The organism is Gluconobacter kanchanaburiensis NBRC 103587, assembly GCF_007988905.1.
Lineage (GTDB): Bacteria > Pseudomonadota > Alphaproteobacteria > Acetobacterales > Acetobacteraceae > Gluconobacter > Gluconobacter kanchanaburiensis.
On the sequence record NZ_BJVA01000002.1, the window covers coordinates 1 to 23,936 of the forward strand.

Here is a 23,936-nt window from a genome sequence, read left to right on the forward strand (position 1 = left end):
CACCATGCAAAGAGTAATAAACCCGCTTACCGCACGAAAATAGTCTCTTTTGAAGGCGCAAGGGTTATGAGGCGCTAGAGGCGCGTATCTTCGATGAAGCATTATGTCCGAAATCGCTCTGAAGGCTTGAGAATTATCAGTTTGACTTTGCAACATAACAAAGGACGAGAATGTAGATTAGATCATAAAAACAGCATAATCTTATGAAAAAATAATATGAATGATAGGCATATCATTACAAGCACATATTAGGCTCAGGACCCATTGGTTTCATTACCGAAATCCGATTCAGTCTCCCGCAAGGAGACTAGAGATGAGCGATCTGTTTTGGCTGACGGACGATCAGATTGAGCGCCTGCGACCGTTCTTTCCCAAGGGCGACATGGGGATCTTCGCCCGGATGATGGATGGCCCTGTCTACCGAAAAGGCGGAGCCTCAAACCATTTCGGAAGGCTCAAGGACTGGAGACGGGTCGCAGCGCACTATGATAGAGGCCCCGAGTGTCTGCTTTGGATCTCTCAATGCCCGATTACAGACATCGAGAGACGTCCGTTCGGAATTGAAGAAAAAGATAGTCGGCGTAGCCCTTCTCGTTTCAGCCGAAGAGCGTATTCCGCCCCCCCCCTCTCGTTCAAGCGGGGCACTCTGCCTTCAAGTGGGCGAGAAAGGCCGGATTTGTGAGGATCATCTTGCTGGAGACTTCCATGCCGGCGGGGTCTCTGGCGACGTATTTTCCGATATTTTAGCGCTGCCTATGACAGTATTATAACTGATACGATGGTTGGATAACGCAAAATATGCTGGAGAAATCTCAACCCGTTATCTGATTGTACTGGTAACCTACAGAATCAAAGGATCGTCTGCTCAATATCCGCATAGTCGGTGGACAGACATCGATCTTTCCAACGCAAAATATCTGCGCTGGTACGGGTGGAAGCCGCTGCCCACATTGCATGAGCATCGCTGCCGAGCACTAGACGTAGCGGCGCTCCGTTATCCTTGACGGCCTCGACCATGATAGACGCTGCGATCTCGGGGTTACCAAGCTGCCTGCCGGCATTGCCGGAAAGTTGTTTTTCGATCGGTCCGACAATCGGCGCATAGTCAGGGATACGAATGGCGGGACGGACGATAGTATCTCCCTCGAACTCAGTACGAAATCCGCCCGGCTCAACGAGCGTCACGCGGATACCAAGATCCCTGACCTCTCCGGCAAGCGCTTCGGTCCAGGCTTCGAGCGCGAACTTGGTAGCACAATAAACGCCAAGATCAGGTACCGCGACGAGGCCGACTATACTGGAGACATTGAGAATATGTCCCGAGCGGGCGGCACGCATATGCGGCAGGACGAGGCGGGTCAGCTCAATCGCGCCGAAGCAGTTAACCTCGAAGGCATCACGTACCTGCGCGATATCCAGCTCTTCCGCTGCACCATTAATGCCACGTCCGGCGACATTGGCCAGTACGTCGATCCGCCCAAATCGATCGAGGGCGGCCTGCAGAGCTTGCACTCGAGAGACGGTGTCGGTCACATCGAGTACGATCGCGAGGCCTTTACCGTCGGTATCGGTAACGATGTCTTGGAGCCGTTCGATCCTCCGGGCGCAGGCGACGACAATATCGCCTGACGCCAACGCTGCCTTTGCGAGTTCGCGCCCCAACCCTGACGACGCGCCGGTGATAAACCAGACCTTCTGCTCGGACATTTTTTAAGACTTTGTCATATCAATGACGAAACGGAATTTCACATCCTTGCCCACGACGCGATCAAAAGCAGTCGCAATTTGATCTGGACGGATCAGCTCTACATCGGCAGTGATTCCTCGTGCTGCACAGAAATCGACAACTTCCTGTGTCTGTGCGATGCCACCGATCATTGATCCCGATAGATTGCGTCGGGCTGTATTGTTCATCATCGCATTGTAGCCATCGATCGCTTCCAGTGCGCCGACATTGACCAAAGTCGCGTCTGTCTTGAGCAGGTTCATGAACGGTTGGATTGGAAAGGCCTGCGGTACAGCGGCGATGATCAAATCAAAACCCGGGCCAGAGCTGTGTATCTTTGTCTGATCGCTCCACAAGACTGCCTCTCTGGCCCCCATCCGCAACGCGTCAGCCTGCTTACCGGCCGACGTGGTGAAGACGGTAACTTCGGCCCCCTTCGCTACAGCAAGCTTGACCGCCATGTGCCCCAGCCCCCCCCCAGACCGATAACGCCGATCCTCATCCCCCGGGAAGCCTTCCAGTGCTGGAGCGGCGAAAAGGTGGTGATGCCGGCGCATAGCAACGGCGCCATGCCGGCCAGGTTCACACCCGGCGGGATCCGGATGACAAATTTCTCCGTGACGACGACCCCGGTCGAATAGCCGCCCTGGGTGATTCCACCAGATATCTTGTCAGGCGACGCATAAGTGAGCGTCATGCCATTCAGGCAGGCATGCTCGCGGTCTGCGAGGCATTCGACGCAGTACCCGCAACTATCGACCATACAGCCGACACCGCCGATATCGCCGATACGAAACTTGGTGACCTTCGGCCCTACTGCCGTTACGCGGCCGATAATCTCGTGGCCCGGCACCATCGGATAGTGCGCAGGCATCCATTCCTCGCGTACCATATGGATATCGGAATGACAGATGCCACTGTATAGAATCTCCATCTGCACATCGTTCGGACCGAGAGCGCGGCGTTGGATTTTCATTGGAACAAAACTGGATTTGTCAGTCGCCGCCCAGGCAGAGGCCGTAGTTGGTCCGAGATCGGAGGTCATTACCGTTGTTTTGGCGGCGGCCGCACCAGCTATCAGCCCAGTCGCCGCGAGGCCCGCGCTGCCGATGAGCAGATTGCGACGATCAAAAGACGCCACGATATGGTTCGGATCGTCGCATCGACTGCACATGATGAGAGCTCCTTTTAATATCCAATTTGAAGTGAGCAGACTTCACCCGTTCCTCTGGAAGGGGCGATGCCAGATCAATATTCCTGCGACGTCGGGCGGAAGAGGATCTCGTTAATGTCAACCTCAGTCGGCTGTTCAATCGCAAAGGCGACGACACGGGCAAAACTATCCGCCGGAATCGCGTCTTTGTAGAATTCTTTGATACCCGCCGCGATCTCGGGAACGCTGACGCTGTCGGGCAATTCGGTTGCGATTGCGCCTGGTGAAATAATTGTCGTGCGAATGTTGTAGGGTTTCACCTCTTGACGGAGCCCTTCCGAAATTACCCGCACTCCGTGTTTTGTCGCAGCGTAGACGGCAGTACCAGGGGACACTTTATGACCCGAAACCGACGATACGTTGATGATGTGGCCGCTCTTTTGCTCCTTCATTACGGGGAGAGCTGCGGCTATGCCATAGAGCACGCCCTTAAGATTGACGTCGATCATGCGATCCCAATCGTCGATCTTCAGCATTTCCAGCGGAGAGGAAGGCATGAGGCCCGCATTATTGATGAGCACGTCGACCCGGCCGAAGGCTTTTACTGTCTGGTCGACCAAGGCTTGCACCTGCTCTGCGCGGGTCACATCAACTGCGACAGCAAGCGCATTACCGCCGGCAGCATTGAGTTCTGAGACCAGTGCTTCAATGCGATCGGTGCGGCGTGCGCCGACGACAACTGTGGCTCCGGCAGCAGACAGGGTGCGAGCAGCGGCTTCGCCGAGACCGCTGCTCGCACCGGTGATAACCACGACCTTATTCTTGATGTTGCTCATGTTTGCTCCAGAGTAATAGTTAACTGGCAGCAGCCAGTCAGCCCCAATTGCAATGAGAGTATAATAGTGACATTATTTTTTCGATTATATGCAAATAAGTGTCTTTCTCTTGCCTATTTATGGCAATCCGCACAAATTTGAGAGATGAATGAACGAGATATCCGCTTTTGTTGCAAAGAGGCTCGCCACGGGGCCTAACGGGATTGATCCGACCGGAATAGAAGGCGTTCATGTCTTCTGGACCACCAGCCCGACACCGCCGGAACCGCTGGTCTACGACGCAGGGATCACGATCCTGTTGTGTGGGCGAAAGAATGGTTCGGTTTCCGAACGTAACTTCGTTTATGATCAGGATAATTATCTCGTTGTAACGCTACCAATGCCCCTTTTCTGCTCGCACGAGGCAAGCACAGATGCGCCGCTGTGTGGACTGTTCATAGCGGCTTCCCGTGAGGATTTATCCAGCCTGATACGGGACATGGATGATCGGCAACCGATCGCGCCGCGTTCAGGGGCCAGCGCGTTGGCACCGGCCCGCATCACGAACTGGATGAGAAGGTCGATTGAAAGAATGGTAGTCGTCATCGACGATCCGCTTTCCGCACGTGTGATTGGGCCAGCACTCCGTCGGGAACTGCTGTTCCACGCGCTCTGTGGTACGTGCGGCCCCTCGCTCGTAACCTATGCCCATCAGACCGGCGACGATGGCCGCCTGGATGCACTGATCGAAGCAATCCGGGCTGACATCGCCCAACCGGTCAGCGTGAAAGCTTGGGCAGAGGCGGCGGCTATGAGCCTGTCGGCATTCCACCGCGCCTTCCGCCGCCGCACCGGACAGTCGCCGCTACAATACGTGAAACGCCTCCGCCTCCATGCCGCCCGCGATATGATCCTTTATGATCGCGCCAGGGTCGGCGACGCTGCGCGTCGCGTCGGCTATGAAAGCGTCTCCCAGTTCAGCCGAGAATATCATCGGCATTTCGCCGTCGCACCTGCAACGGCCCGCCATATTACGGAGGCCCTCTAGTATCTGTTTTTACTGCCACAGGGGCTGTAACCTGTGAGACCGCTATGTCCCAAACGCGATCTTCCCGAAAATATCGGCTTTCACCCTCCACTCTTCCCACTGCAATGTCCGCCTTGAAGCATATGCCGTTGGTCTGCTTCAAATTTATTAAGCAGACCGGCAGAATGTTGGCTCAACCAAAGCCAGCTGACATTTTCTGAGAATGTTTGTCTCTCAAAGCCCAGTGAAGGGGCGTTCCGAGGATCAGGGAACAACGACGATTTTGCCGATCTGGGCATTACTTTCCATGAAACGGTGCGCCTCACTGATATCCTCAAGTTTGAACACCTTGGCGATAACGGGCTTGAGCAGATCATCCGCCAGCCCCTTGCTGATAAACGCCTTAGCGCGCTCCAGGCGTTCCTGATCTCTGGTGATTTCGAAAAGCTGGTATCCCCGAACTGTCAGATCTTTGCCAAGAAGCGACATGACAGGAACAGCAAGTGGGGTTGTGTCCAAGGCTCCATATTGAAAGAAAACCCCCAGATCAGACAATGCTTCAAGTATCGTTGCGACATATGGACCACCCACCGGATCGAAAGCCAGCCTTGCGCCCTTGCCGTTGGTAATCTTGCCGACTTCTTTAACGAGATCCTGCTCTTCCGTTGCAATAACGTGCTTTGCGCCATGCTGAAGAAGCTCTTCGCTCTTATTGGAGTGGCGTGTCAAAGCGATCGGCGTTCCCCCCAGCATGTTCACGATCTGAATGGCGGCAAGTCCGACACTGCTGGACGCCGCCCGGATCAACACCGTATCGCCCTTGGCGAGTTGTCCGATATCGACCAGCGCGCCATAGGCTGTGGTAAACATCATCCAGGTCGCAGCCGCCTCTTCCCAGCTAACATTCGGCGGGTTCTTAACGACGCCGAAAGCCGGTGCATTCACAAGTTCGCCATGAAGCCCGTATTCGCCCAGCATGAAACAGGGAATGACACTGACAGCATCTCCGACGGCAAAACCGCTGACATCTGGCCCGAGAGCCTCGATGAGGCCTGACGCCTCGTAGCCAATGATGGCGGGAAACCGAGGCTCCGTGACGTAGTTTCCCGTACGGAACATCACTTCCGCGCGGTTCAGACCCATTGCCTTTACGCGGATCTGAACTTCTCCGGCCTTAGGTGCCGGAACGTCCTTGTCCACGACCTCGAGAACCTCAGGCCCACCGGTCTTGTTGAAAATGACTGTCCTGGCCATGGGTCTTTCTCCTGATTACAAATATTGCGTTGCATGACGGCCGAGAGGAACCCGGTCGCTGTTTCAAGTCATGAGAAGTCAGTAAAGATTGGCGGTCTCATCCATCGGCACCGGCTCCGGGCGCGGCTGGTTGTTGAGCCACCATGCACCGTAACGCGTATACTGCGGCGGCACGCTAATCGTCGTTCTGAGCTGGTCTGCTGCACTGCGAACCCAGAAGGGATCACGCAACATGGCCCGGCCAATCAAGACAATATCGGCTCTCTCGTTGGATACGATGTCCTCGGCAAGATCGGCAGTTTCGATCATGCCGACCGCCCCGGTCATGATGCCAAGTTTTTCCTTAAGAAGCGTTGAGGCCGGAACCTGATATCCCGGATAGCTGTTCACCTTGACCCTGGCGATGCCACCAGACGAGCAGTCGATCAGATCAACACCTTGTTCTTTCATCCATTGGCCATAGATCATGAAATCTTCCGGCGTATTCCCACCCTCTACATAATCAGTGGTCGAAATCCTGACGAAGAGCGGGCCTTCCCATTCTGGCCGTACAGCCTCAAGAATATGACGCAGGATGCGATAGCGATTTTCATGGTTTCCGCCCCACTTATCTGTCCGCATATTCGCCAGGGGCGAGAGAAATTCATTCAACAGGTAACCATGAGCCGTATGGATTTCCAGCACGTCAAAGCCTGCCTCGCGGGCTCGGATCGCCGCGGCTTTGAACGCGGCGATGATATCAAGAATTCCTTCTTCGCTCAGGGCGTCAGGGGTTTTGTGTCCCTCAGCAAACGGAACCGCAGACGGAGCCACCGGAGGAAGGTGCTCTATTCCCAACATGCGACCAGCATGTCCGATCTGTGCGCCTGCCTTTGCTCCCATCTTGTGAATGATATCCACAAGACGGCTCAGGCCCGAGACATGTTCGTCGGACCAAATGCCAAGGTCTCCCGGACCAATCAGGCCATTTTCCAGAATACCAAGCGTTTCAGGAAATATCAGCGCGGCGCCGCCTAGAGCGCGGGCCCCGTAATGGATCAAATGAAAGTCGCTTACGAAGCCGCCCGTATCCGCCGAATGCATGCACATGGGAGACATCGCAACACGGTTTCTGAATGTCGCACCTCGAATGGTGAAAGGCTCAAGGAGTTTCATCGAAAATGCCTTTTCTTCTCGTCTTCCTCCTGTGAGAATAAGGCACTACAACCCATTATAAAAATACGGCTTAATTGTACATATACTATACAAAAGTATACTAAGGAGGGCGTTTTTATGCTTACGAAGAAGAAAAAACGCTGGGATGATATCCCCGGCTGTTCCCTTGAAGCCGCCCTGAACGTGATTGGGGGTAAGTGGAAAGGTGTTTTCCTTTTCCATCTTCTTGACGGCACCATGAGGTTCAATGAATTGTCCCGACTGGCTCAGGGCGCCTCCCCGCGCCTCATCGTCAAACAGCTTCGTGAACTGGAAGAAGATGGACTGGTGAACCGCAAGGTCTATGCTGTCGTTCCGCCGAAGGTTGAGTACTCACTGACCGAAGAGGGACACAGTCTCCATAATATCCTGCATGCCCTGAGTGAATGGGGGGATCTCTGGGTAGATAATCATCCGGTTGAACCCGTCACAAAACCTTAGATTTTGAGATCAGGAATGTAGAGCGTTAGGCTTATGACTTGAACATGGTGATTACTGCGAGGCAGCTAGCTGAGAAAGACAGTCGAGTATCTGACGTAGCGTGTACGACCGCCTGTCAATCTTTGAGTTATGCATCATAGGCGTACTCTCCAGACGCGCCGCCCACCCAAGAAACGGCGCGTCGTTCTTTCATACAGGAACAGCATCAGCCGCCGGATTGCGAAGATCGTCCAGCGTGATTGTCTCGCCGAATACGCCCCAATCAGTGGTCGGAACGTCACGTAGGACAATGTAGACTGGAACCAGATCGGCTTGATTCAAGCCAAGTGTCCTCGCGATCGCGCCCGTGAAACCAGAGATTAGTTTTTTCTTGGCCACGGCATCGAGGCCCCCCTGAAAAGCATTGACCTCGATACTGATAACCTTGCGACCTCCTGGCTTGCCACCATGATAGACGGTTCCGTCGTCATAATCGCGAAAGTAAATCCAGGTGGTGCTGCGCACGAAGGGTGTGTTGGGCAGACGCTCGGCATCAAGCGCGATTGTGGTGAGCGTGTCAGCAAGCTCATCCCGCTTCGCCGTCTCAAAAGTACCGACAGGAGCATTGATGTAAATCAGGGGCATGTATGTTCTACCTTAATTGAATTTCGTAACAACGACATAGCCGTTGGTTTCAAAGGTTGGCATGCGATCGAGAACCGATTGTACATCCTCAAGCGCTACCTCCTCGGTGATATGCTGGCTTGGTTTCAAGCGCCCTGCAGCAATCATATTCAGCAGACCAGGGTATTCTGATTGCGGGTTTCCCAGGCTGCCGGCCATCGACCATTCGTTGAACACCATCAAATCGATCGGCATGGTTAACTGGCCTTTATCCTCTTCGCTGCTGAGCCCGACTGTCGCAAGACGTCCTCCTTTGCGAAGGGAGTAAAGCGCGGTCAGTGTCGCTTTGCTGACACCAACCGCGTCGATTGAGACATGCACCCCACGACCACCGCTGATTGCCTTGACCCGCTCACCAATCTGTTCTGGGGTCAATCCATCAATATTGATCGTAGCGACAGCTCCGAGTTTTTTTGCTGCTGCAAGCTGGGATTGCTTGCGGTCCAAGCCAATGACCTGGGCCCCGAGTGCGTTGGCAATCTCTACCGCGGCAAGACCGACGCCGCCGAGCCCGACCACGGCAACAGTCTCACCACCACGAACAGCCGCGCGGGAATGCACAGCCCGATAGGCGGTCATGTAGCGACACCCCAGAGCCGCAGCGTCGAGTTCGGTGACGCCATCCAGCAACGCCACACAGTTCAGTGTTGCGTTCGGAACCCTGACGTACTCCGCCCAACCACCCGAACCCTCAAGTAAAAACGGCCACGAAGCGTTATCACACAAATTCTGTGTTCCGCTGACGCAGCAAAGACAATGCCCACAAGCAAAATTGAAGGGCACAGTGACCCGTGTGCCAGGCTGGTTACCGATCACCCGGCTACCGACGCGCTCAACAACGCCGCCTATCTCGTGGCCAAGTGTCGTGGGCATGGGCAGCTTAAGACCAACCCAGCTCCAATCGCCATTCCACAGATGCCAGTCAGTACGGCAGATGCCAGAGGCTGTTACTCTGACGAGCGCATCATCTTCGCCAATCTCTGGGATCGGAACGTTATGGATGACAAGAGGTTTGCGGAAATTCTCTACACGTAAGCTGCGCATGATTTTCTCCAGAAGAGGACACATACGAAGTTGCGCATTCATCAAAAAGTGCACAATGCTGAATGTTATGACAACGACATTCAATAATAATGAATTGGAAGGCCTTGGCCTTAACTTGCTGTTGGTACTCAGCATTATGGCCAGGGAACGCTCAGTCACGGCGACCGCACGCCGAATTGGAGTGGGTGGCCCTGCCGTTTCCATGGCATTACAGCGATTGCGGAATGTCATCGACGATCCACTCTTCGTGCGCACCAAGCAGGGAATGATTCCGACAGCACGTGCGCTTCAGCTTATTGCTTTAGTTGACCCGTTCCTCACGCAGATGAGGATTTCGCTTGCCGCTCCGGCTACGTTCAACCCACACACCACGGAGCGGACCGTCAGGATCGCAATTGCAGACGACCTCGAAGCAGTTATTTTGCCCGGCCTTCTGGAGGCTTTGCGCTCACAGGCGCCAGGCATTACTCTGATTGTTCGCGACGCGAATTATCAGGCAATCGATGCGATCATCGCGTCAGGCGATGCCGATATTGTTGTCTCTGCAATCTTGAACGAACATCCGACACGCGCACCGCACAGAATACTGTACCGTGATCACTTCGTGGCGTTATTTGACCCCAGTCAACTCGACACAGCGGGACCTCTGGAGCTTGGCACCTATACGAAAACTCCGCAGATACTTGTCTCGCCACGTGGCGAGACAAGTAGTCCGATGGATCGCATGCTGGAGGAATTAGGTGTTTCCAGAAATATTGTAGCCGTAACAAGCAAATTCTCTAATATACCGCCCATTCTGCAGCGCAGTGCATTACTCTGCAATATACCATCTCGGAGCGCTCTTGTACTTGCAAAAACATTCGGCCTTATGGCCAGCCCACTGCCTTTCTCATCCCCGGAAATCAATATCGGCCTTGCGTGGCAGGTTGCGCTTGAGCGAGACCCGCTCGCAGATTGGTTCATCGGCTTGATCGTCTCACAATTTGAGAGCGCGCTTGTCCCGACCTGAAGTGTCCACTTTGCGGACAGACGGCACAGATCCGACACATGGATGTGGGCAACAGGTGCGCTTACACCCTCATAGCCGACATCCAAGCGAGCGTAACGGTTTCCCGAAAGCCGACATTGCCATCAAAACAGACATAGCGGGCTGACAGGTCGGAATGCCTACTTATGGAGATTTGCGATAAGCTTTCGAAATGGGCTGCTTCATCCAGCACTGACAATAGATCGTGGCGGCGGTGGAGGCACTTTCAAAGCCTCTCCACCTTGAGTTTCGGATGCCCATGGTCCTCATGATTAGGGCTATTTTAATATAAACGGCACTTTAACGATTCGCTGACCGAACCGTACACATACATTAGCGTCCCCCACCCCGACTTGCATGATGGGCATAGTGATTCGGGAAATGGCGTCGTGCGAGCGCAACTCGCGCATTTTTCTCAGAAACAATCACGAGGTATCCGGATAGATACTTTAAGACCCGGCCCGTCGGTGCGACCTGATAATTCGATTGTGCCGTCGATTCTGTCGATAGCCCGGGCAACGATGGCTAGACCAAGTCCGCTCCCTATACCCGGCGTGTTGCCAAGCTGGTAGAATCGGCGGAAAACGTCAGCCCTGCTTGCTTCAGGAATACCTGGTCCCCGGTCGGAGATGTCGATACGGAGAAATTGCGAGCTATCTTGCCCTATCGCATAGAGCCGGACCTCAACAATTTTACCGGAAGCCGCGTGAATCATGGCGTTTTCGATCAACGCCGACAACGCTGTTTCCAGCAACGCGGAATCGGATGTGAGGATCGTCGGTTCGTCGCTGTCAAACGAGAATGCGATGCCGCTTTGCGCAGCAAGGAGTGCCTGTCGCGCTAAAATCCCACCAATAAGCTCCGCAACATCAAATTGTGTCCGGCTGGCGCTTCCCGCGTCCAGACGGGCCAACAGCAGCATGCTGTCTGTCAGCGACCGAGCCTGATCAATAGATTTAAGCAATGGGATCGTTTGCACGCTTGAGAGATCCGTGGTTCGCACCAGCAACTCAGTATACATGCGAATGGCGGCCAAGGGCGTGCGCAGCTGATGCGCGGCAGCATCGGTAAAGGCCTGTTCATGTTCGATGCCACTTCGAACGCGCGCGAAAAGCGTGTTCAATGTACCGATCAGGCCGCCGAGCTCTCGAGACCAATGGGATGGGTCAAGCGGGTCGAGATCCTGAAAGGAGCGGCAACCCAATTGCCTGTTTAAACGCCGCATATCCGCAAGACCACTGCGAAGCATGTTCCACAGCAAAAACGCACTAACAAGAACAAGAAGATTGACCGGAAATACGATTTCGTGAATCAGGCTTATGAGACTCCGGTTGATGTCGGCCCGACGCTCGCCAACAATAATCAACAGGCCATAATGCGGAACGTCCATCCCATATGAGCGCCATCGGTCTTGACCAAAAGTATGAAGACCTGGATTACGCGGGATGATGGCATCGGGTGGCGCATTCTCAGAATGAACAATGTCGGTTCCATTCCGAAAGACAGCGAACATGCGCTTTTGCTCGCCGGTACGGAAAGCCAGCCTGTCTTCTGCGCTCAGTAGGTCTTTCGGAAAATGCGTATCGGCACTTTCCGAAAGCTCTTCCTGCATCAGGGCGTAAAGCATGTTCGCACTGACCCTTAAGCTGCTGTCCGAGGCTCTGTCGATATCGGAACGCGCCATGACGTACGCGATGCCACCAGCCGCCGAGCCGAATGCGATCAACAGCAGCAGCATACGGATATAAACGGCAGCCGTCAGGGAGCGCAGACGCATCGACAGGATACTCTTTATGTCTCTATTTCGGGACGGTATAACCCAGTCCGCGCGCCGTGATTACGAAATCAGATCCAAGCTTGCGTCGAATGGCTGATATCGCGACTTCGATTGTGTTGCTGTCATATTCCTCACCATCATCATATAGTTCATTAGCTAGGTCTGCCTTCGAAACAAAGCGACCCGCACGGCGCGAAAGTAGCGCTAGCAATTTAAATTCCTTGGCAGTCAGATACACCGGCTGATCGTCCCGGTGCACGACACGCCCTCCTAGATCAATGTCCACGCCCCGGATGGACACGATGTCGGACAGGCGCCCCTCCTGCCTACGAATTTGCGCGCGTATGCGTGCCGCCAGTTCGGCAAGATCGACAGGCTTGACAAGGAAATCGTCTGCTCCGGCATCGAGACCCGCGACACGATGTCGGGGATGCTCCCGCGCTGTAAGAATGATGACGGGGGTGTAGGTGGATTGCCGACGGATCTGGCGAAGGATCTCTTCGCCAGACAGAACTGGCAACCCAAGATCAAGGAGCGCAACGTCAAACCGTGACTGTGTTAAGGCGGCGACTGCCGCCTCGCCGTCCTGACACCAACAGACATTATAGCCATCCTCTTCCAATGCGACCTTAATTGCCATTCCAAGCAGGTCATGGTCTTCCACAAGCAGAATCTGCATCGGATATCCTATCCCGGTGCGAAAAACAGCCCAAGGATCGCGGCCCCGCCCCATTACTGTAGTCGCCAAAACGACATTGTTCCACATAGCATCTGACGCGCCGGAGAGCATAAGATCGCATGATCCGCGAGCTATGTGGATCAAAACCCGGCCTTCAATGTCGCGACGATAGCCAGACCCGGCGCGATTAAATAGTCCGGCGCCGTGCCCTGCACTCCGTGTGCCGTCACGGCGTTTGTTGTCACACTCTGAACACCAGACAGGTAGTTATTGTTGGTAAGATTAATGAAATTAAGCTGGATCGTCGGGCTCTTCATCGGCCCGTATCCCGGCATCCGCGCGCCAACAGATGCGTTCATATCGTAATATCCTGGGATGTACTCGTCGTTCATGAAGGTGGAATATTGCCGTGACACGTAACGGATGCTGTAGTTCCAGAAAAACATGCCATTGTCCCAGTCGATGCCCAACGCTCCTGTCCAACGCGGCGAGCGCACGGCCGTCTTACCGCTGGTCGGCAGGCCGGCAATATTATTGTCGATCGTGGCATGCAAATATTGGCCGGAAACATAAGGACGAAAATGCCAGAACGGCCGCGTCCCTGCTTCAATACTGACGCCGTCAGACGTCTGGCCTCCAGCATTGATGTCAACCGTCTCCGCGCCGTTCGTGCCGGAAATGACGCTCTGGATCTGCCGATTGGTAAAATTATAGTGGAAATAGGTCGCGCTGGCGACGAGTAGCGGCCCGTTATAGCGATAGCCGATCTCTTCCGAAATCGAATACTCGTCCTTGATGTTCGTGATGCCTTGGACTGAAATCCCGTGCCCGTAATAGGCATTGTATAGGGTTGGGGTCGCTGGCGAACGGAAATTCGTCGCGACACTGGCGAAGATCTGGTGTTCCTTGCTGAACTGGTAGCGCGCCGAAAGCGCCGGCAGGGGCTGGAAATTGTTCAGGACAACCTTATATTGCGGGCCCGGCAGTTCATTAGTGCCATTGCGATTGACCATCGCTACCTTGAGTCCGGCATCTACCATCAACTTGCCGTCAAAGTAGGTTGCACGGTCCCCCGCGAAGAGCGCATTGACGGTCGTGATCGTCGAGATGTTCTGGTTGGCAAGTAACTGTCCATTGGAGAGTTTAATATTGTCGGTTTCGCCGAAAATACTAATGGGATTTCCGTTTAAGGTAACGGGCGACAAGATGACCGAGTCATGGTCGTTCGAATAATCAAACCACCATCCCAAATAGACGTCATGGTGCCTGCTGATCCTGTAATCGGTTTTCGCCGTGAAACCGCCCCGATATTGGTCGTTCTGAAAGGCCATTAACGTCATGGCGTTAGTCGTGCCATCTCCGGCCGGCTGGGCATAGGGCAAATGAAGCGATTGCGTGATGGATTCCGTACCAAGGAAATTACCGTTGGTATTGTTGATAAAGGCACCCGTCGAACTATTGCCGTAGCCATGCCAGAAATAGGGCGTGACATCGAGCTTCCAGTGATTTGTCAGCGTGATATGGGAGGGCGCGCTGAGCAACAGGTTGTCGTAAGGGTTCCGATTGAGCCGCCAGTAATTCTGACCCTCCGGCCCAAAAACATATTTGCGGTCCCATGTGAAATTGCGGCCATAGGTCTTCCAGTCTGCCATCGTCGTCGAGGGCCACGTGTTTTCAATGGAGTCACGATAGGCTCCGACGAAGGTGACGCGATTGTCGTCGCCCCATTCCTTCACCGCTTTCCAGTCCATGTTCCAGATTCGGTCGTGACCGGGGCCGCGCCAGGCATCATCTTGCTGATTGGCGTATGAAATATAAGCGCGCACACCGCTATGGCCGATCTCGCCTGTGTCGAAGCGGACAAATTCACGGTGATAGTTGAACGAACCGTAGCCGAGCGTCACAAGCCCCCCGTTTTTGTGCGAGGGATCACGGTCATGAAAGGAAAGCAGACCTCCCGAACCGTTGATGGTCGGCGTGTCAAGATTGGAAGAGCCTTGTTGAACGCTCATATCTTCCAGATCTTCGTTGCTGGCGAATTCCGACGTATCGATCGTATAGATCCCGACATCAGTGGCAGGGGCACCCTCCCATGTTATCGCCATTTCGGATTGATCAAGGCCGCGCAGCGAGATGGTACTCCCCGTTACGCCAAACGGATCGGCAGATCCCACGACGATGCCCGGCAGCAACTGTACCAATTGCAACGGATTTTGGGCCGGTGATTGCTTCTGGATAAAGTCTCGGCTGACGGTGCTAACCGATTTTGGTGCCGTCTCAGGCTTAATGAGACCGCCACCCGGTTGCAGCCCCGTCACGCCGTCCGCTGACCGGTGACGACGGAGCGTCACGATGATTTTTTCCTCAGCCGGCTTCATCGCGGCGCCGGTAAGGACTGGTTGGACTGGCTTGTCGGACCTCGTGGGGACGGAGGACGCGCGGTAAGCATGCCGCATAGGCAGGTTTTTAATTGGTTTCTGTGCATAGGCATGAACGCTCAGGAAGGCACTCGTACAGGACAGAAGGCATACATATGAGCGAAGACCAGCCATGATTTTAATGGAAACCAGCATCGTTCAGAACCATAAACCATCGGCCCGCGAACCGAACTTGTGCATACTGCTGCGCTGGCCATGGACTTCGTGCATCTGGAAGAGCTGCGTATAGCTGAACCGCACGCCATCCCAGATAAGGGCTTTTTCTAGTGCCATCTCTCCGACTACACTGATCATCGAGACATACGACGTATAACCCATTCGCAGGCCATTAGCGTAATAGCGATCCGTCAGGAACGCTGTGGCAATGAAGCCGTTTTCGTCCTGAAGGACGATGATGCTGTGTGGGTCTGCTGGCTGCAAATAAGTCGTCTGAGCTCTCGTTGGAAAAATATATCCGGCATTTACTAGAAAACCCAAGAACACGATCGGCAGTCTAGACCTTCGTATCGTGGCACTCTTCGACGCCTTGATATTATTTGCCACCAGAGACTCTCCTTTCTCACGTAAGGCTGACCTTGTAACGCATCAACCTGATGTGAACCTGAAGATGGTGGGGAGAGTAACGAAACCGCGACAATTACGCGGCTTGATCATATCGACCCGACCGAACGGGACATCCAGAGCAACACATCCAAGAAACGAAAATGTCACAGTTCAGCCCCTCCCCCGGCGACCGCTAGAACCATCGGGGATCAGCGGGAAGACTCTCTCATTGGACGTCTCAGGCATCAGGACCGTGGCTCATTCAAGCTGACCTCACAAAGTCAGCTTTGGCTCACTTTCCGCCGCACAGGGAATTGCGGTCACCAGAAAATCGTCATTACCACACAACTGCCGAATGGCGGCAGGCGGCTCAATTGCAGATTGGCTGACAGCTTTATGAGTGCTTGCGATCCTCCTCTCCCAATAACCGAATTCAGCCCTCGCCCTTAATCGCCTTTCTGCTCGGTCTTCTTTTAAAACTTATCAAGTTCACTATTTCTCCAGAAATGGCTCGCCTTAGTCGATTAACAGCGGTCGGGCGCGTCACCGTGCTATGGTCGTTCAACAGAAGACGCGGCGGCCTGTACAGTTCGATACCTCGGGGTGGACATCGAGGACGTTCTGGCACTGTCTGAAGCTACGGATCTCTGAAATCGAATATGCCTCGGAAATTCCCTACCTCCTCCCTGTTACGGTAACACCCAAGGAGGAGCCCATGAGGCAGCATCTTTCAGATAACGCACCGTCCCCACACAAAATCGGTGTGCGGGAGTTCCGGGGAAACCTGACAACGTATCTGCGCCAAGTCAGACAAGGCAGGGCGATCTCCGTAACCTCTCACGACCAGGTTGTCGCTGAACTGCGTCCGTCGGCTGCTTCCTATCGCCCGCGTCGTCAGCCTGGAGCTCTTCACGTGCAGATCAGAATGAGCGACGATTTTAACCAGCCCCCTCTCGCCGTCCTTGAGAGCATGGACCGTGATCTGTGAAGGTTCTACTCGATACGCATGCATTGCTGTGGAAGGGTTCTCTCTGCTGCCAATACAGCCTGAACACCTTCAGATCCTGATGTCTTTGCCTCTGCATCATCATGATCCGTTTGACCATCTCCTAATGGAGCAGGGAAAGCTGAACACGCCACATTCCTTTCGGAAGACGGACAAATGGATCAGTCCCCCATCACGCGAATACGCTGTTCGTAATTTGAGTAGGGTATTGATTGTGACGTGCTCCTCTTTTTGTATCCAGTTAAAAAGAGCACGTCAGGCATAACGATAACCGTATTGGCTCATTTAATACCAAAAACGGTCCAAACGAATGCCCCATGTACCGCTGTTTCAGGCGCCTTTGTCGTCCTCAAGAATGTAATGCTCCACATCCAGCTCGAGAACAGCACAGATCGCCCTGACAACCAGCATATGGTCGTCGCGCTGATCTAGTCCCGAGACGGTTACGGAGCCAATCATACCAGTTTTATCCAGCATGATCGGGAAGGATCCGCCAGAGGAAGCATAATCAAAGAGCGGCAGACCATAAAGCTCTTCAAGAGTCGCATCCTTGGCTGTCATTTCAAGCCCGATTGCATAGCTGCTCCTTCGATAGCGTTCGGCTACGTTGCATTTGCGACGGATCCAGTCGGTGTTGTCCGGCGTCGATCCGGGTAGGGCGAAAAAAAACAGGGGACGGTTAAAGGTTCGGACGTCGATGGTAATCGGTGCCCGGTTCGTATGCCCCCACTCCCTCAAGAACTGGCCCAATTGCCATGCATCGGCTTCATCAAATTTCGCAAAAACGAGTTCACGCTCCTGCTTTGCGATCATCCGCAGGTCATCTGCTATAGCCATGCAATCATTTCCTCTTTGGTGAGATCCAGCCCTACAGATTTTTTCTCGAAGGCGGATCGGTTTGCTGCTTCGATAACGGCCATGACGGCCAACGCCTGGATCGGCGGGACGGGGTTCGGGCCAATACCGGTCAGTGCGTCCGCAATGCCAGCATAATAGCGCCGCTGATCGCCCGTGAGTGCCGGAATTTCCTGTTCCGATCCATTTTCATCATAAGCATAAAGCGGGTCAGGATCATGCCCCCAACCGGTTTCACCAGGTAACATGTCCGCAAGGAGTTGGGCCTCCTGCTCATCCTGTCTACGCTTTATGATGCTACCTCTCTCGCCATGTACGACAAAACGCGGCACTCCGCCTGCAACGAGCATACTAGCATGCAGGATCACGCGATGCCGGTCATACTCCAGCACGACATGGGCCCAGTCGTCAGACAGTGCGCCTTCACGCTGCATCATCAAGTCGGCATGCACGGCGCGAGGCAGGCCAAACAGGCATAACGCCTGATCGACCAGATGCGGGCCAAGATCGAACCACAGACCGGCCCCAGGCTTGTTGCCTTCACGCCAGCGCTCACGGACAACGGGCCGAAAGCGGTCGATATGAGATTCATAGTGCGTCACTCGACCGATCAATCCGCCTGCAATCGCATTTTTCACGCTCAGAAAATCACTGTCCCAGCGCCGGTTATGGAAAACGGATAGCAATTTCTCCTGCTGCGTGGCCAAGGTTATCAGTTCGCGCGCCTGCGGCAGAGTTAGCGTAAATGGCTTATCCACGACAACGTTCTTGCCAGCCAGCAATCCCTGTCGTGCCAGTGGGGCATGAAATTCGTTCGGTGTTGCGATAACGACAAGATCGACATCCTCGTTCGCCATAAGGATTGCAGGATCGACATCAACTGCAACATCAGGCAGATCAGCATGGACCTTCTCGCTGTCGCTCGACGCAACCCGAGTAATCCGCATGCGCGGCTCTGCCATTAGCAGAGGTTTGTGGAATGTCTTGCCCGCAAATCCGTAGCCAATCAGGCCAACGCGGATTACGGGAGGAAATTGGCTCATGATCCGATACACCTTCAAGATGCTATGATGAACTCCGCATTTGACTGCTTTACATCCAGGCCAACCTGAGAACGGTCCGAATAGATACGGCAGAATTGCGCCAAATCAGCGACATGATGCGGTTCAACGTGGTCAAATTTCAGGTGATCAGCGAGCAACCACGCTTCGCTGGCAGCATTGATCATTGTCCGTTTCATGTCGGCATCGCGTTCCTCACCCGCGGTCACTGCTCCGCGAGCACTGACCGCGCAGGCTCCAAGGATGGCGATATCGGCACGATAGAGACTCAGAACGGATCGAGCAGCTGCACCGGAGAATAGCCGTTGCCGGGAATCCCATTCCCCACCCGCCAAGATTAACCGAAGTGCCGATCGTTCCTCTATCTGGCTGGCGATGTCGAGCGAATTGGTGATGACTGTCGCCGATACTGTCAGAGCTTCGGCCAATGCAAGCGTTGTACTCCCAGCATCAAGGAACAGCGTCGCCCCAGCCGGAACAGCCGCAGCCGCAGCTGCGCCAATCCTCTTTTTCTGCTCGGAAAACAGAATAGATCGTGCCGTGCGCGCCATTCCGCCAAGATTAATCGACACGGCACCGCCATGTGTCTTGTGAAGGGAGCCCTGTTTTTCCAGTTCGCAAAGGTCTCGCCGGATAGTGTCATCCGAGACGCCAAGGAGTACCGCTGCTTCTGACACGAGCAGTTCATCCGTGTCTGTTAGCATGGCGAGCAGACGATGTTGCCGTGAAAGTTTTCTCATATGCCGCCACTAACAAATACCGCATATAGATGCAATATAACGCATTATGCCGCATTTCGTACCCCACATAGATTAGGACTGAGGATGGCGACGCGGACATAAACTTCGGTGAGTCGACAGTTGAGCTCCAGGGTCGTCAGATGCTGTCCCAACAGATGAAAGGTTCTAAAAAATCCATGGTTTTGTGTGTATTTCCGCCGCCTGGCTTTTCTTTCAGGCGCTTGAGCGGCGTGGCGGGATTATCTGCGCGCCGGCCGTCATCAACAGCATCTGGAACAGTTTGATTCGGTGATTGGCGGCTACTGACCAATCAGACCGGCCTCAGCAGCTCACTTACAAAACAAATCCGCCCCTGCTTTAAGCCCTATTCTTTGCCCAGACAGCAGAAGAGGCTTTATCCAGAATGATCGTAGCGTTGTCATGGAGCCGTACGGCGGTGGCGCTTATCGCCTCGCTGACGGGGCCGTTAAGGGCTTTGTCGATGATATCCGCCTTGCCTGCTCCGACCGCGACCAGCAAAAGACGTCTGGCTTCAAGAATGGTACCCACCCCCATCGTCAGCGCATGCGACGGGACCTGCTCCGGATCATTATCGAACATGCTGCTGTTCTGACGTCGCGTGATGGCATCGAGCTTGACGACGCGCGTCCGGCTGTCGAACGCGGAGGGTGGTTCATTGAAACCGATATGGCCGGTCTCACCAATCCCCAGAAGTTGCAGGCCGATGCCGTTCGCGGTCCGAATGGCATTTTCATAACCCGCACATTCCGCATCCAGATCCGGCGCGACACCATCTGGAACATGGATCCCTCTGGCAGGCATATTAACATGCGCAAAAAGACGCTCGTGCATGTAGCGGTGATATGAATTCGGGTCCGTGGCCGGCAGACCGGCATATTCGTCCAGATTGAACGACGTCGTGCTGGAAAAATCCAGGGTCCCGGCCTCATGTTGCCGGACCAGGATCCGGTAGATGCTTTCCATCGTACGGCCTGTTGCCAGACCGAGAACCGGGGTCGAAGAAGCACGGATCTCGGCCGCGATCATGTCTGCGGCCTGCTCGAACGCCTGAGACGGCGTATCCGTGACGATAATTTTCATACTCTACGTTTCCCATTGACCCAGACTTCGATGACACGAAACCTGTCATCGAGAACCGTGAAATCTGCCAGAAGATCCGGCGCAATCATCCCTCGATCATGCAATCCGAGATAGGTGGCAGCATTTGTGCTGACCAGACGCGCCGCCTTCGGGAGCGACATTCCGGCGTCGATGGCGTTGCGCAACGCCTGATCCAGCGTCAGGACGCTTCCGGCGAGCGTTCCGTCCGGCAGACGCACCACGCCATCGCGGATCAGCACGTCCTGCCCGCCGAGCTGGCTTGGTCCATCGGGCTGCCCCGTGCCGCGCATGGCGTCCGTCACGAACAGCAGACGGTGCCCCATCACACGCTCCGCCAGACGGAAACTGGCGGGGTGAACATGATGCGTATCGAAAATCATTTCTCCATACGCCACGTCACTGCACATCAGGGCCGTGACCGGACCGGGCCGACGCCCCTCAATAGGAGACATGGCGTTGAACAGATGCGTGGCACCGACCGTTCCTCCGGCCGCACAAACCAGACAGATGGCACGTTCCGCGCCGGCATGGTCCGTTGTGGTATGCCCGAGACTGACCCTAACACCCGCCTGCGCAAAAGCCTTCATGGCCGCAGGTGCATGGTCCAGCTCCGGCGCGATGGTCACGACGCGGACACAGCCGGTCCCGATGGCTTCCGTCACATGATCGGCGGTCGGTTCGAGAGTGAAAGGCGGCTGGGCCCCTAGCTTGTGCGGACTAACGAACGGCCCTTCCAGATGCGCGCCGTAAATCCGTGGCCCGTCCCGCAGGCCCCGGTCACAGACCTCCGCCACGGCCCGCAACGCGTTCATGACATCCGACCAGGGCGCGGTAATCGTAGTCGGCAGGATCGTCGTCGTGCCGTGCCTGAGGTGAAAGCGGGAGAGCGTCTCGATGGCCGCCACCCCGTCCATCGTATCCGCCCCGCCGCCGCCATGGACGTGCCCATCAATGAAGCCAGGCAGGATATAGCGCTCCACCACCGCCGGCAGAGGCATAATTTCACGGATATGGCTGTCAAAACCGACGCGTCCCGACACGACACGGTCGCGCAGCACGATATTGCCCTCAAGATGCATTCTCATTGTTCCTGATCCAGAAGTAACAGACCTGTCTGACCATAACGTCGGGCATAAAGCAGAATGGCCAGATAGGACGGTAGGACGAGAAGCGAGAACGCGGCCTGAAAGCCGATGAACGGTTTCAATGCGACATAGATCTGCGGGATGATGCCGCCACCGCTAAACGCCATGACCATCAGGGCGGAGGCCAGAGGGGTCCATGCCCCGGCCCCCCGTATGGCGATCGGAAAAATGGTGGGCATCAGCATGGCATTGGCCGCTCCCAGAAGTGCTACGCAGAGCACGGAAGCATATCCGTGAGTCAGGAACGCGACGATGGTGAGCAGCCCGCCGGTGAGGCAGGACAGTTCCATGAACCGTTCCTGGGTCAGGAAGCGGGGAACGATCAGGAAGCCGGCAAGATAGCCGCCGAGCATTGCAGCGAGCGTCAGGGACGTGAAAAATCTGGTCTGGGAGAGAGGAAGACCAAAGCCCTGCCCGTAGGTTCCGATAGCGTCCCCGGCCATGACCTCGATGCCCACATACACGAACATCGCGACAATCCCGAACAGCAGATGAGGCCTGAAAATACGACGGCGGTCCGTCGGGAAGCCCGGCAGTGGAGCGGCCTGAAGATCCGGCAAGGGAAACATTGCCACACCGATCGCCGCAGCAAGCAGGATGATGGCCATCGTCATGTACGGAATGTAGATGGCCTGAACAAACCCGCTCAGAAGCGCATTGCGCGCCGCAGGATCAGCGGCTTCCTGCAAACGTTGGGAAATACCGCCGATATCGCCCATGACCACTGTCGCCAGAACGATCGGCGCCATGATTCCCGCGCATTTGTTGCACACGCCCATGATGGCGATGCGCTGGGCGGCCCTTTCGGACGGACCGAGCAGGCTGACGAGCGGATTGATAACCACCTGCATCAATGAAAGGCCCGCTCCCATCACCAGCAGGCCGCTCAGTGCACCAGCGTAGAAGCGCAGGGCAATAAACTGTCCGAACAGTGCCACGCCCGCTGCACAGAGAAGCAGGGAGCAGGAAAGTCCTCTCCGCAGACCCAGCTTACGGGCGAAAAACGATGCAGGCAGGGAGAACAGGAAATACGAGACATAGAACACCATCGGGACGAGGAAGGCGCTCATGTCGCTCAGGCCAAAAGCCACCCGAACGAACGAAATCAGCGGCCCGTTCATCCAGGTCACGAAGCCCATTATAAAAAAAACCGCCGCCGCAACACCAAGGGGCGCCAATCCATAACGGCCCGTCAGACCGTCCTTGCGTGCGAGGGGCATCACGACGTCAATCCAGCAGCACACAGTGCCTGAGATGTCCGGTCAATCCACGCGTCATCCGGGTTCCAGCCCGCCATGCGCGCGGCATTGAGGAGCCCTCCTCCCACCGGGGGAAGGCGTGGCTGAACCGGTGCGCCATGCCGGGCTGCGATAACATCGCGCAGAAACGAACTCTGGAAGGTCCCGCCCGCATAACTCCACGGCAACGATGTCCCCGAGAAGCGGCGCTGGGCAGCGTCGATATGAGAACCAAGATGATTTGCGGCTTCGCGCATCAGGCGTTTAGCAGGTTCAAGCCCCTGTTCGGCCAAGTCCGAAACATGCCGTGCAAGAGCTGCAACACGGGCACGGGGGTGCTCAAGCGTTCCATACCATGCCAGGAGCGCCGCACCGCAGGCCTCCGGTGCAGACGGAAGTCCCATGATGTCCGCGAAGGGTGCGAGAAAGGCCAGATCCTCCTGATTACGTCCATCCAGCAGCATCGTCAGCAGCGAAAGCGCCTGCCGCCCGATCCAGAAGGCACTCCCCTCATCTCCGAACAGCCCGCCCCAGCCTCCAACCTTGATCTGGCCGCCCCTTCCGTCTGTCGCCCATGCGACCGAACCGGTGCCGGACAGGAGAAGGACACCCGCATGTCCACCAAACGCGCCGGTACACGCCATTTCCACATCACTGGTAAAGCTGAATGGGCGCTCGAATGCTCCCCTGACCACATCTTCCTGTTTGCGGCCCAAAATACGTGTTTCACCGTAGCCTGCGATCCCAAGCGAGAGCGCTGCCGTGGTCGCCGGAATCTGTGTAAGTAGAGACTGCAAAACGCCCTGCCAATCACTCTGGTCGAAAGGATTGGAGCCCGCAGCACGAACCACAGGTCCTACTGCACCATCCCGGCCAAGAACGACCAGAAGCGTCTTGGTCCCGCCCCCATCTATCGCCGCGATGCAGGGGGCCGTCATCACGGAGGCCGGAGGGCTGATCTTTATGGTCGGGTGTAAAGCAGTCATGT

The 23,936-nt window shown here is 55.2% G+C and carries 23 protein-coding genes and 1 pseudogene; 5 read left to right on the forward strand and 19 right to left on the reverse strand.

The genetic code is table 11. From position 1 onward, the window contains the following. Nucleotides 1-313: 313 nt before the first annotated feature. Nucleotides 314-405: pseudogene (locus GKA01_RS14055) on the forward strand (IS5/IS1182 family transposase); the annotation flags it as partial. Between the two features lie 444 nt (nucleotides 406-849). Here GKA01_RS14055 and GKA01_RS01765 read toward each other — a convergent pair. The 4 genes from GKA01_RS01765 to GKA01_RS01775 form a co-directional block, all read right to left on the reverse strand. Next, a complete protein-coding gene (locus tag GKA01_RS01765; RefSeq protein ID WP_146858651.1) occupies nucleotides 850-1,707 on the reverse strand; it encodes an oxidoreductase in 858 nt (285 codons plus the stop codon). A gap of 3 nt (nucleotides 1,708-1,710) precedes the next feature. Then, nucleotides 1,711-2,187: a zinc-binding dehydrogenase gene (locus GKA01_RS13955; protein WP_280177775.1), complete on the reverse strand. Its 477-nt coding sequence runs from the start codon at nucleotides 2,185-2,187 to the stop codon at nucleotides 1,711-1,713. Beyond that, nucleotides 2,166-2,900, reverse strand: coding sequence for an alcohol dehydrogenase catalytic domain-containing protein (locus GKA01_RS13960; protein WP_280177776.1), 735 nt, complete (start codon nucleotides 2,898-2,900; stop codon nucleotides 2,166-2,168). The genes GKA01_RS13955 and GKA01_RS13960 overlap by 22 nt, the downstream gene beginning before the upstream one ends. Before the next feature lie 74 nt (nucleotides 2,901-2,974). Further along, on the reverse strand, nucleotides 2,975-3,715 hold the full coding sequence (locus GKA01_RS01775) for an SDR family oxidoreductase (protein ID WP_146858653.1): 741 nt from the start codon (nucleotides 3,713-3,715) through the stop codon (nucleotides 2,975-2,977). Between the two features lie 148 nt (nucleotides 3,716-3,863). Here GKA01_RS01775 and GKA01_RS01780 point away from each other — a divergent pair, with 148 nt between their 5' ends. After that, the gene (locus tag GKA01_RS01780) at nucleotides 3,864-4,742 is read left to right on the forward strand and encodes an AraC family transcriptional regulator (RefSeq protein WP_146858655.1); all 879 of its coding nucleotides are present in this window, start codon (nucleotides 3,864-3,866) and stop codon (nucleotides 4,740-4,742) included. 243 nt (nucleotides 4,743-4,985) lie between these two features. Here the strand turns inward: GKA01_RS01780 and GKA01_RS01785 are convergent, their stop codons facing one another. Next, nucleotides 4,986-5,975, reverse strand: a complete 990-nt coding sequence (locus GKA01_RS01785) for a zinc-dependent alcohol dehydrogenase family protein (RefSeq protein ID WP_146858657.1) — start codon at nucleotides 5,973-5,975, stop codon at nucleotides 4,986-4,988. Nucleotides 5,976-6,053: 78 nt separating this feature from the next. Beyond that, a complete protein-coding gene (gene namA, locus GKA01_RS01790) occupies nucleotides 6,054-7,130 on the reverse strand; it encodes an NADPH dehydrogenase NamA (RefSeq protein WP_146858660.1) in 1,077 nt (358 codons plus the stop codon). A 117-nt stretch (nucleotides 7,131-7,247) separates the two neighbouring features. Here namA and GKA01_RS01795 point away from each other — a divergent pair, with 117 nt between their 5' ends. Further along, nucleotides 7,248-7,610 carry a winged helix-turn-helix transcriptional regulator gene (locus tag GKA01_RS01795; RefSeq protein ID WP_146858662.1) on the forward strand — a complete coding sequence of 121 codons (363 nt, stop codon included), beginning with the start codon at nucleotides 7,248-7,250 and terminating at the stop codon, nucleotides 7,608-7,610. 189 nt (nucleotides 7,611-7,799) lie between these two features. Here the strand turns inward: GKA01_RS01795 and GKA01_RS01800 are convergent, their stop codons facing one another. Then, the gene (locus tag GKA01_RS01800; protein ID WP_146858664.1) at nucleotides 7,800-8,234 is read right to left on the reverse strand and encodes a tautomerase family protein; all 435 of its coding nucleotides are present in this window, start codon (nucleotides 8,232-8,234) and stop codon (nucleotides 7,800-7,802) included. Nucleotides 8,235-8,246: 12 nt separating this feature from the next. Next, the gene (locus tag GKA01_RS01805) at nucleotides 8,247-9,359 is read right to left on the reverse strand and encodes a zinc-binding dehydrogenase (RefSeq protein WP_167506298.1); all 1,113 of its coding nucleotides are present in this window, start codon (nucleotides 9,357-9,359) and stop codon (nucleotides 8,247-8,249) included. A gap of 25 nt (nucleotides 9,360-9,384) precedes the next feature. Here GKA01_RS01805 and GKA01_RS01810 point away from each other — a divergent pair, with 25 nt between their 5' ends. Further along, on the forward strand, nucleotides 9,385-10,326 hold the full coding sequence (locus GKA01_RS01810) for a LysR substrate-binding domain-containing protein (protein ID WP_167506299.1): 942 nt from the start codon (nucleotides 9,385-9,387) through the stop codon (nucleotides 10,324-10,326). Nucleotides 10,327-10,759: 433 nt separating this feature from the next. Here GKA01_RS01810 and GKA01_RS01815 read toward each other — a convergent pair whose 3' ends face one another. From GKA01_RS01815 to GKA01_RS01830, 4 genes are all read right to left on the reverse strand, one after another. Beyond that, a complete protein-coding gene (locus GKA01_RS01815) occupies nucleotides 10,760-12,121 on the reverse strand; it encodes a sensor histidine kinase (RefSeq protein WP_146858668.1) in 1,362 nt (453 codons plus the stop codon). A gap of 22 nt (nucleotides 12,122-12,143) precedes the next feature. After that, nucleotides 12,144-12,800, reverse strand: coding sequence for a response regulator transcription factor (locus tag GKA01_RS01820; RefSeq protein ID WP_146858670.1), 657 nt, complete (start codon nucleotides 12,798-12,800; stop codon nucleotides 12,144-12,146). 140 nt (nucleotides 12,801-12,940) lie between these two features. Continuing rightward, nucleotides 12,941-15,118, reverse strand: coding sequence for a TonB-dependent receptor (locus GKA01_RS01825; protein ID WP_244289152.1), 2,178 nt, complete (start codon nucleotides 15,116-15,118; stop codon nucleotides 12,941-12,943). A 258-nt stretch (nucleotides 15,119-15,376) separates the two neighbouring features. Beyond that, nucleotides 15,377-15,658: a lipid A deacylase LpxR family protein gene (locus tag GKA01_RS01830; protein ID WP_146858675.1), complete on the reverse strand. Its 282-nt coding sequence runs from the start codon at nucleotides 15,656-15,658 to the stop codon at nucleotides 15,377-15,379. Nucleotides 15,659-16,496: 838 nt separating this feature from the next. Between GKA01_RS01830 and GKA01_RS01835 the strand changes: the two genes are divergently transcribed. Beyond that, on the forward strand, nucleotides 16,497-16,769 hold the full coding sequence (locus GKA01_RS01835) for a type II toxin-antitoxin system Phd/YefM family antitoxin (protein WP_146858677.1): 273 nt from the start codon (nucleotides 16,497-16,499) through the stop codon (nucleotides 16,767-16,769). A 348-nt stretch (nucleotides 16,770-17,117) separates the two neighbouring features. Here GKA01_RS01835 and GKA01_RS01845 read toward each other — a convergent pair whose 3' ends face one another. The 7 genes from GKA01_RS01845 to GKA01_RS01875 form a co-directional block, all read right to left on the reverse strand. After that, nucleotides 17,118-17,624 carry a heme-degrading domain-containing protein gene (locus tag GKA01_RS01845; RefSeq protein ID WP_146858679.1) on the reverse strand — a complete coding sequence of 169 codons (507 nt, stop codon included), beginning with the start codon at nucleotides 17,622-17,624 and terminating at the stop codon, nucleotides 17,118-17,120. Then, the gene (locus GKA01_RS01850; protein WP_146858681.1) at nucleotides 17,615-18,685 is read right to left on the reverse strand and encodes an oxidoreductase; all 1,071 of its coding nucleotides are present in this window, start codon (nucleotides 18,683-18,685) and stop codon (nucleotides 17,615-17,617) included. Before GKA01_RS01850 ends, GKA01_RS01845 begins: the two co-directional genes overlap by 10 nt. Nucleotides 18,686-18,699: 14 nt before the next feature. Continuing rightward, nucleotides 18,700-19,443, reverse strand: coding sequence for a DeoR/GlpR family DNA-binding transcription regulator (locus GKA01_RS01855; protein ID WP_146858683.1), 744 nt, complete (start codon nucleotides 19,441-19,443; stop codon nucleotides 18,700-18,702). A gap of 357 nt (nucleotides 19,444-19,800) precedes the next feature. Beyond that, the gene (gene nagB / locus GKA01_RS01860) at nucleotides 19,801-20,544 is read right to left on the reverse strand and encodes a glucosamine-6-phosphate deaminase (protein WP_146858685.1); all 744 of its coding nucleotides are present in this window, start codon (nucleotides 20,542-20,544) and stop codon (nucleotides 19,801-19,803) included. After that, a complete protein-coding gene (gene nagA / locus GKA01_RS01865) occupies nucleotides 20,541-21,650 on the reverse strand; it encodes an N-acetylglucosamine-6-phosphate deacetylase (RefSeq protein ID WP_146858687.1) in 1,110 nt (369 codons plus the stop codon). The genes nagB and nagA overlap by 4 nt, the downstream gene beginning before the upstream one ends. Next, nucleotides 21,647-22,930, reverse strand: coding sequence for a glucose/galactose MFS transporter (gluP, locus tag GKA01_RS01870; protein ID WP_146859095.1), 1,284 nt, complete (start codon nucleotides 22,928-22,930; stop codon nucleotides 21,647-21,649). The genes nagA and gluP overlap by 4 nt, the downstream gene beginning before the upstream one ends. Further along, the gene (locus GKA01_RS01875) at nucleotides 22,930-23,934 is read right to left on the reverse strand and encodes an N-acetylglucosamine kinase (protein WP_194265821.1); all 1,005 of its coding nucleotides are present in this window, start codon (nucleotides 23,932-23,934) and stop codon (nucleotides 22,930-22,932) included. The genes gluP and GKA01_RS01875 overlap by 1 nt, the downstream gene beginning before the upstream one ends. Nucleotides 23,935-23,936: the final 2 nt, after the last annotated feature.

What these genes read in the sequence shown, in the direction of transcription:
- GKA01_RS01765 (WP_146858651.1), bottom strand. Translation starts at nt 1,707, where the DNA reads ATGTCCGAGCAGAAGGTCTGGTTTATCACCGGCGCGTCGTCAGGGTTG.
- GKA01_RS13955 (WP_280177775.1), bottom strand. Translation starts at nt 2,187, where the DNA reads ATGGCGGTCAAGCTTGCTGTAGCGAAGGGGGCCGAAGTTACCGTCTTC.
- GKA01_RS13960 (WP_280177776.1), bottom strand. Translation starts at nt 2,900, where the DNA reads ATGTGCAGTCGATGCGACGATCCGAACCATATCGTGGCGTCTTTTGAT.
- GKA01_RS01775 (WP_146858653.1), bottom strand. Translation starts at nt 3,715, where the DNA reads ATGAGCAACATCAAGAATAAGGTCGTGGTTATCACCGGTGCGAGCAGC.
- GKA01_RS01780 (WP_146858655.1), top strand. Translation starts at nt 3,864, where the DNA reads ATGAACGAGATATCCGCTTTTGTTGCAAAGAGGCTCGCCACGGGGCCT.
- GKA01_RS01785 (WP_146858657.1), bottom strand. Translation starts at nt 5,975, where the DNA reads ATGGCCAGGACAGTCATTTTCAACAAGACCGGTGGGCCTGAGGTTCTC.
- namA (WP_146858660.1), bottom strand. Translation starts at nt 7,130, where the DNA reads ATGAAACTCCTTGAGCCTTTCACCATTCGAGGTGCGACATTCAGAAAC.
- GKA01_RS01795 (WP_146858662.1), top strand. Translation starts at nt 7,248, where the DNA reads ATGCTTACGAAGAAGAAAAAACGCTGGGATGATATCCCCGGCTGTTCC.
- GKA01_RS01800 (WP_146858664.1), bottom strand. Translation starts at nt 8,234, where the DNA reads ATGCCCCTGATTTACATCAATGCTCCTGTCGGTACTTTTGAGACGGCG.
- GKA01_RS01805 (WP_167506298.1), bottom strand. Translation starts at nt 9,359, where the DNA reads ATGAATGCGCAACTTCGTATGTGTCCTCTTCTGGAGAAAATCATGCGC.
- GKA01_RS01810 (WP_167506299.1), top strand. Translation starts at nt 9,385, where the DNA reads ATGACAACGACATTCAATAATAATGAATTGGAAGGCCTTGGCCTTAAC.
- GKA01_RS01815 (WP_146858668.1), bottom strand. Translation starts at nt 12,121, where the DNA reads ATGCGTCTGCGCTCCCTGACGGCTGCCGTTTATATCCGTATGCTGCTG.
- GKA01_RS01820 (WP_146858670.1), bottom strand. Translation starts at nt 12,800, where the DNA reads ATGCAGATTCTGCTTGTGGAAGACCATGACCTGCTTGGAATGGCAATT.
- GKA01_RS01835 (WP_146858677.1), top strand. Translation starts at nt 16,497, where the DNA reads ATGAGGCAGCATCTTTCAGATAACGCACCGTCCCCACACAAAATCGGT.
- GKA01_RS01845 (WP_146858679.1), bottom strand. Translation starts at nt 17,624, where the DNA reads ATGGCTATAGCAGATGACCTGCGGATGATCGCAAAGCAGGAGCGTGAA.
- GKA01_RS01850 (WP_146858681.1), bottom strand. Translation starts at nt 18,685, where the DNA reads ATGAGCCAATTTCCTCCCGTAATCCGCGTTGGCCTGATTGGCTACGGA.
- GKA01_RS01855 (WP_146858683.1), bottom strand. Translation starts at nt 19,443, where the DNA reads ATGAGAAAACTTTCACGGCAACATCGTCTGCTCGCCATGCTAACAGAC.
- nagB (WP_146858685.1), bottom strand. Translation starts at nt 20,544, where the DNA reads ATGAAAATTATCGTCACGGATACGCCGTCTCAGGCGTTCGAGCAGGCC.
- nagA (WP_146858687.1), bottom strand. Translation starts at nt 21,650, where the DNA reads ATGAGAATGCATCTTGAGGGCAATATCGTGCTGCGCGACCGTGTCGTG.
- gluP (WP_146859095.1), bottom strand. Translation starts at nt 22,930, where the DNA reads ATGCCCCTCGCACGCAAGGACGGTCTGACGGGCCGTTATGGATTGGCG.
- GKA01_RS01875 (WP_194265821.1), bottom strand. Translation starts at nt 23,934, where the DNA reads ATGACTGCTTTACACCCGACCATAAAGATCAGCCCTCCGGCCTCCGTG.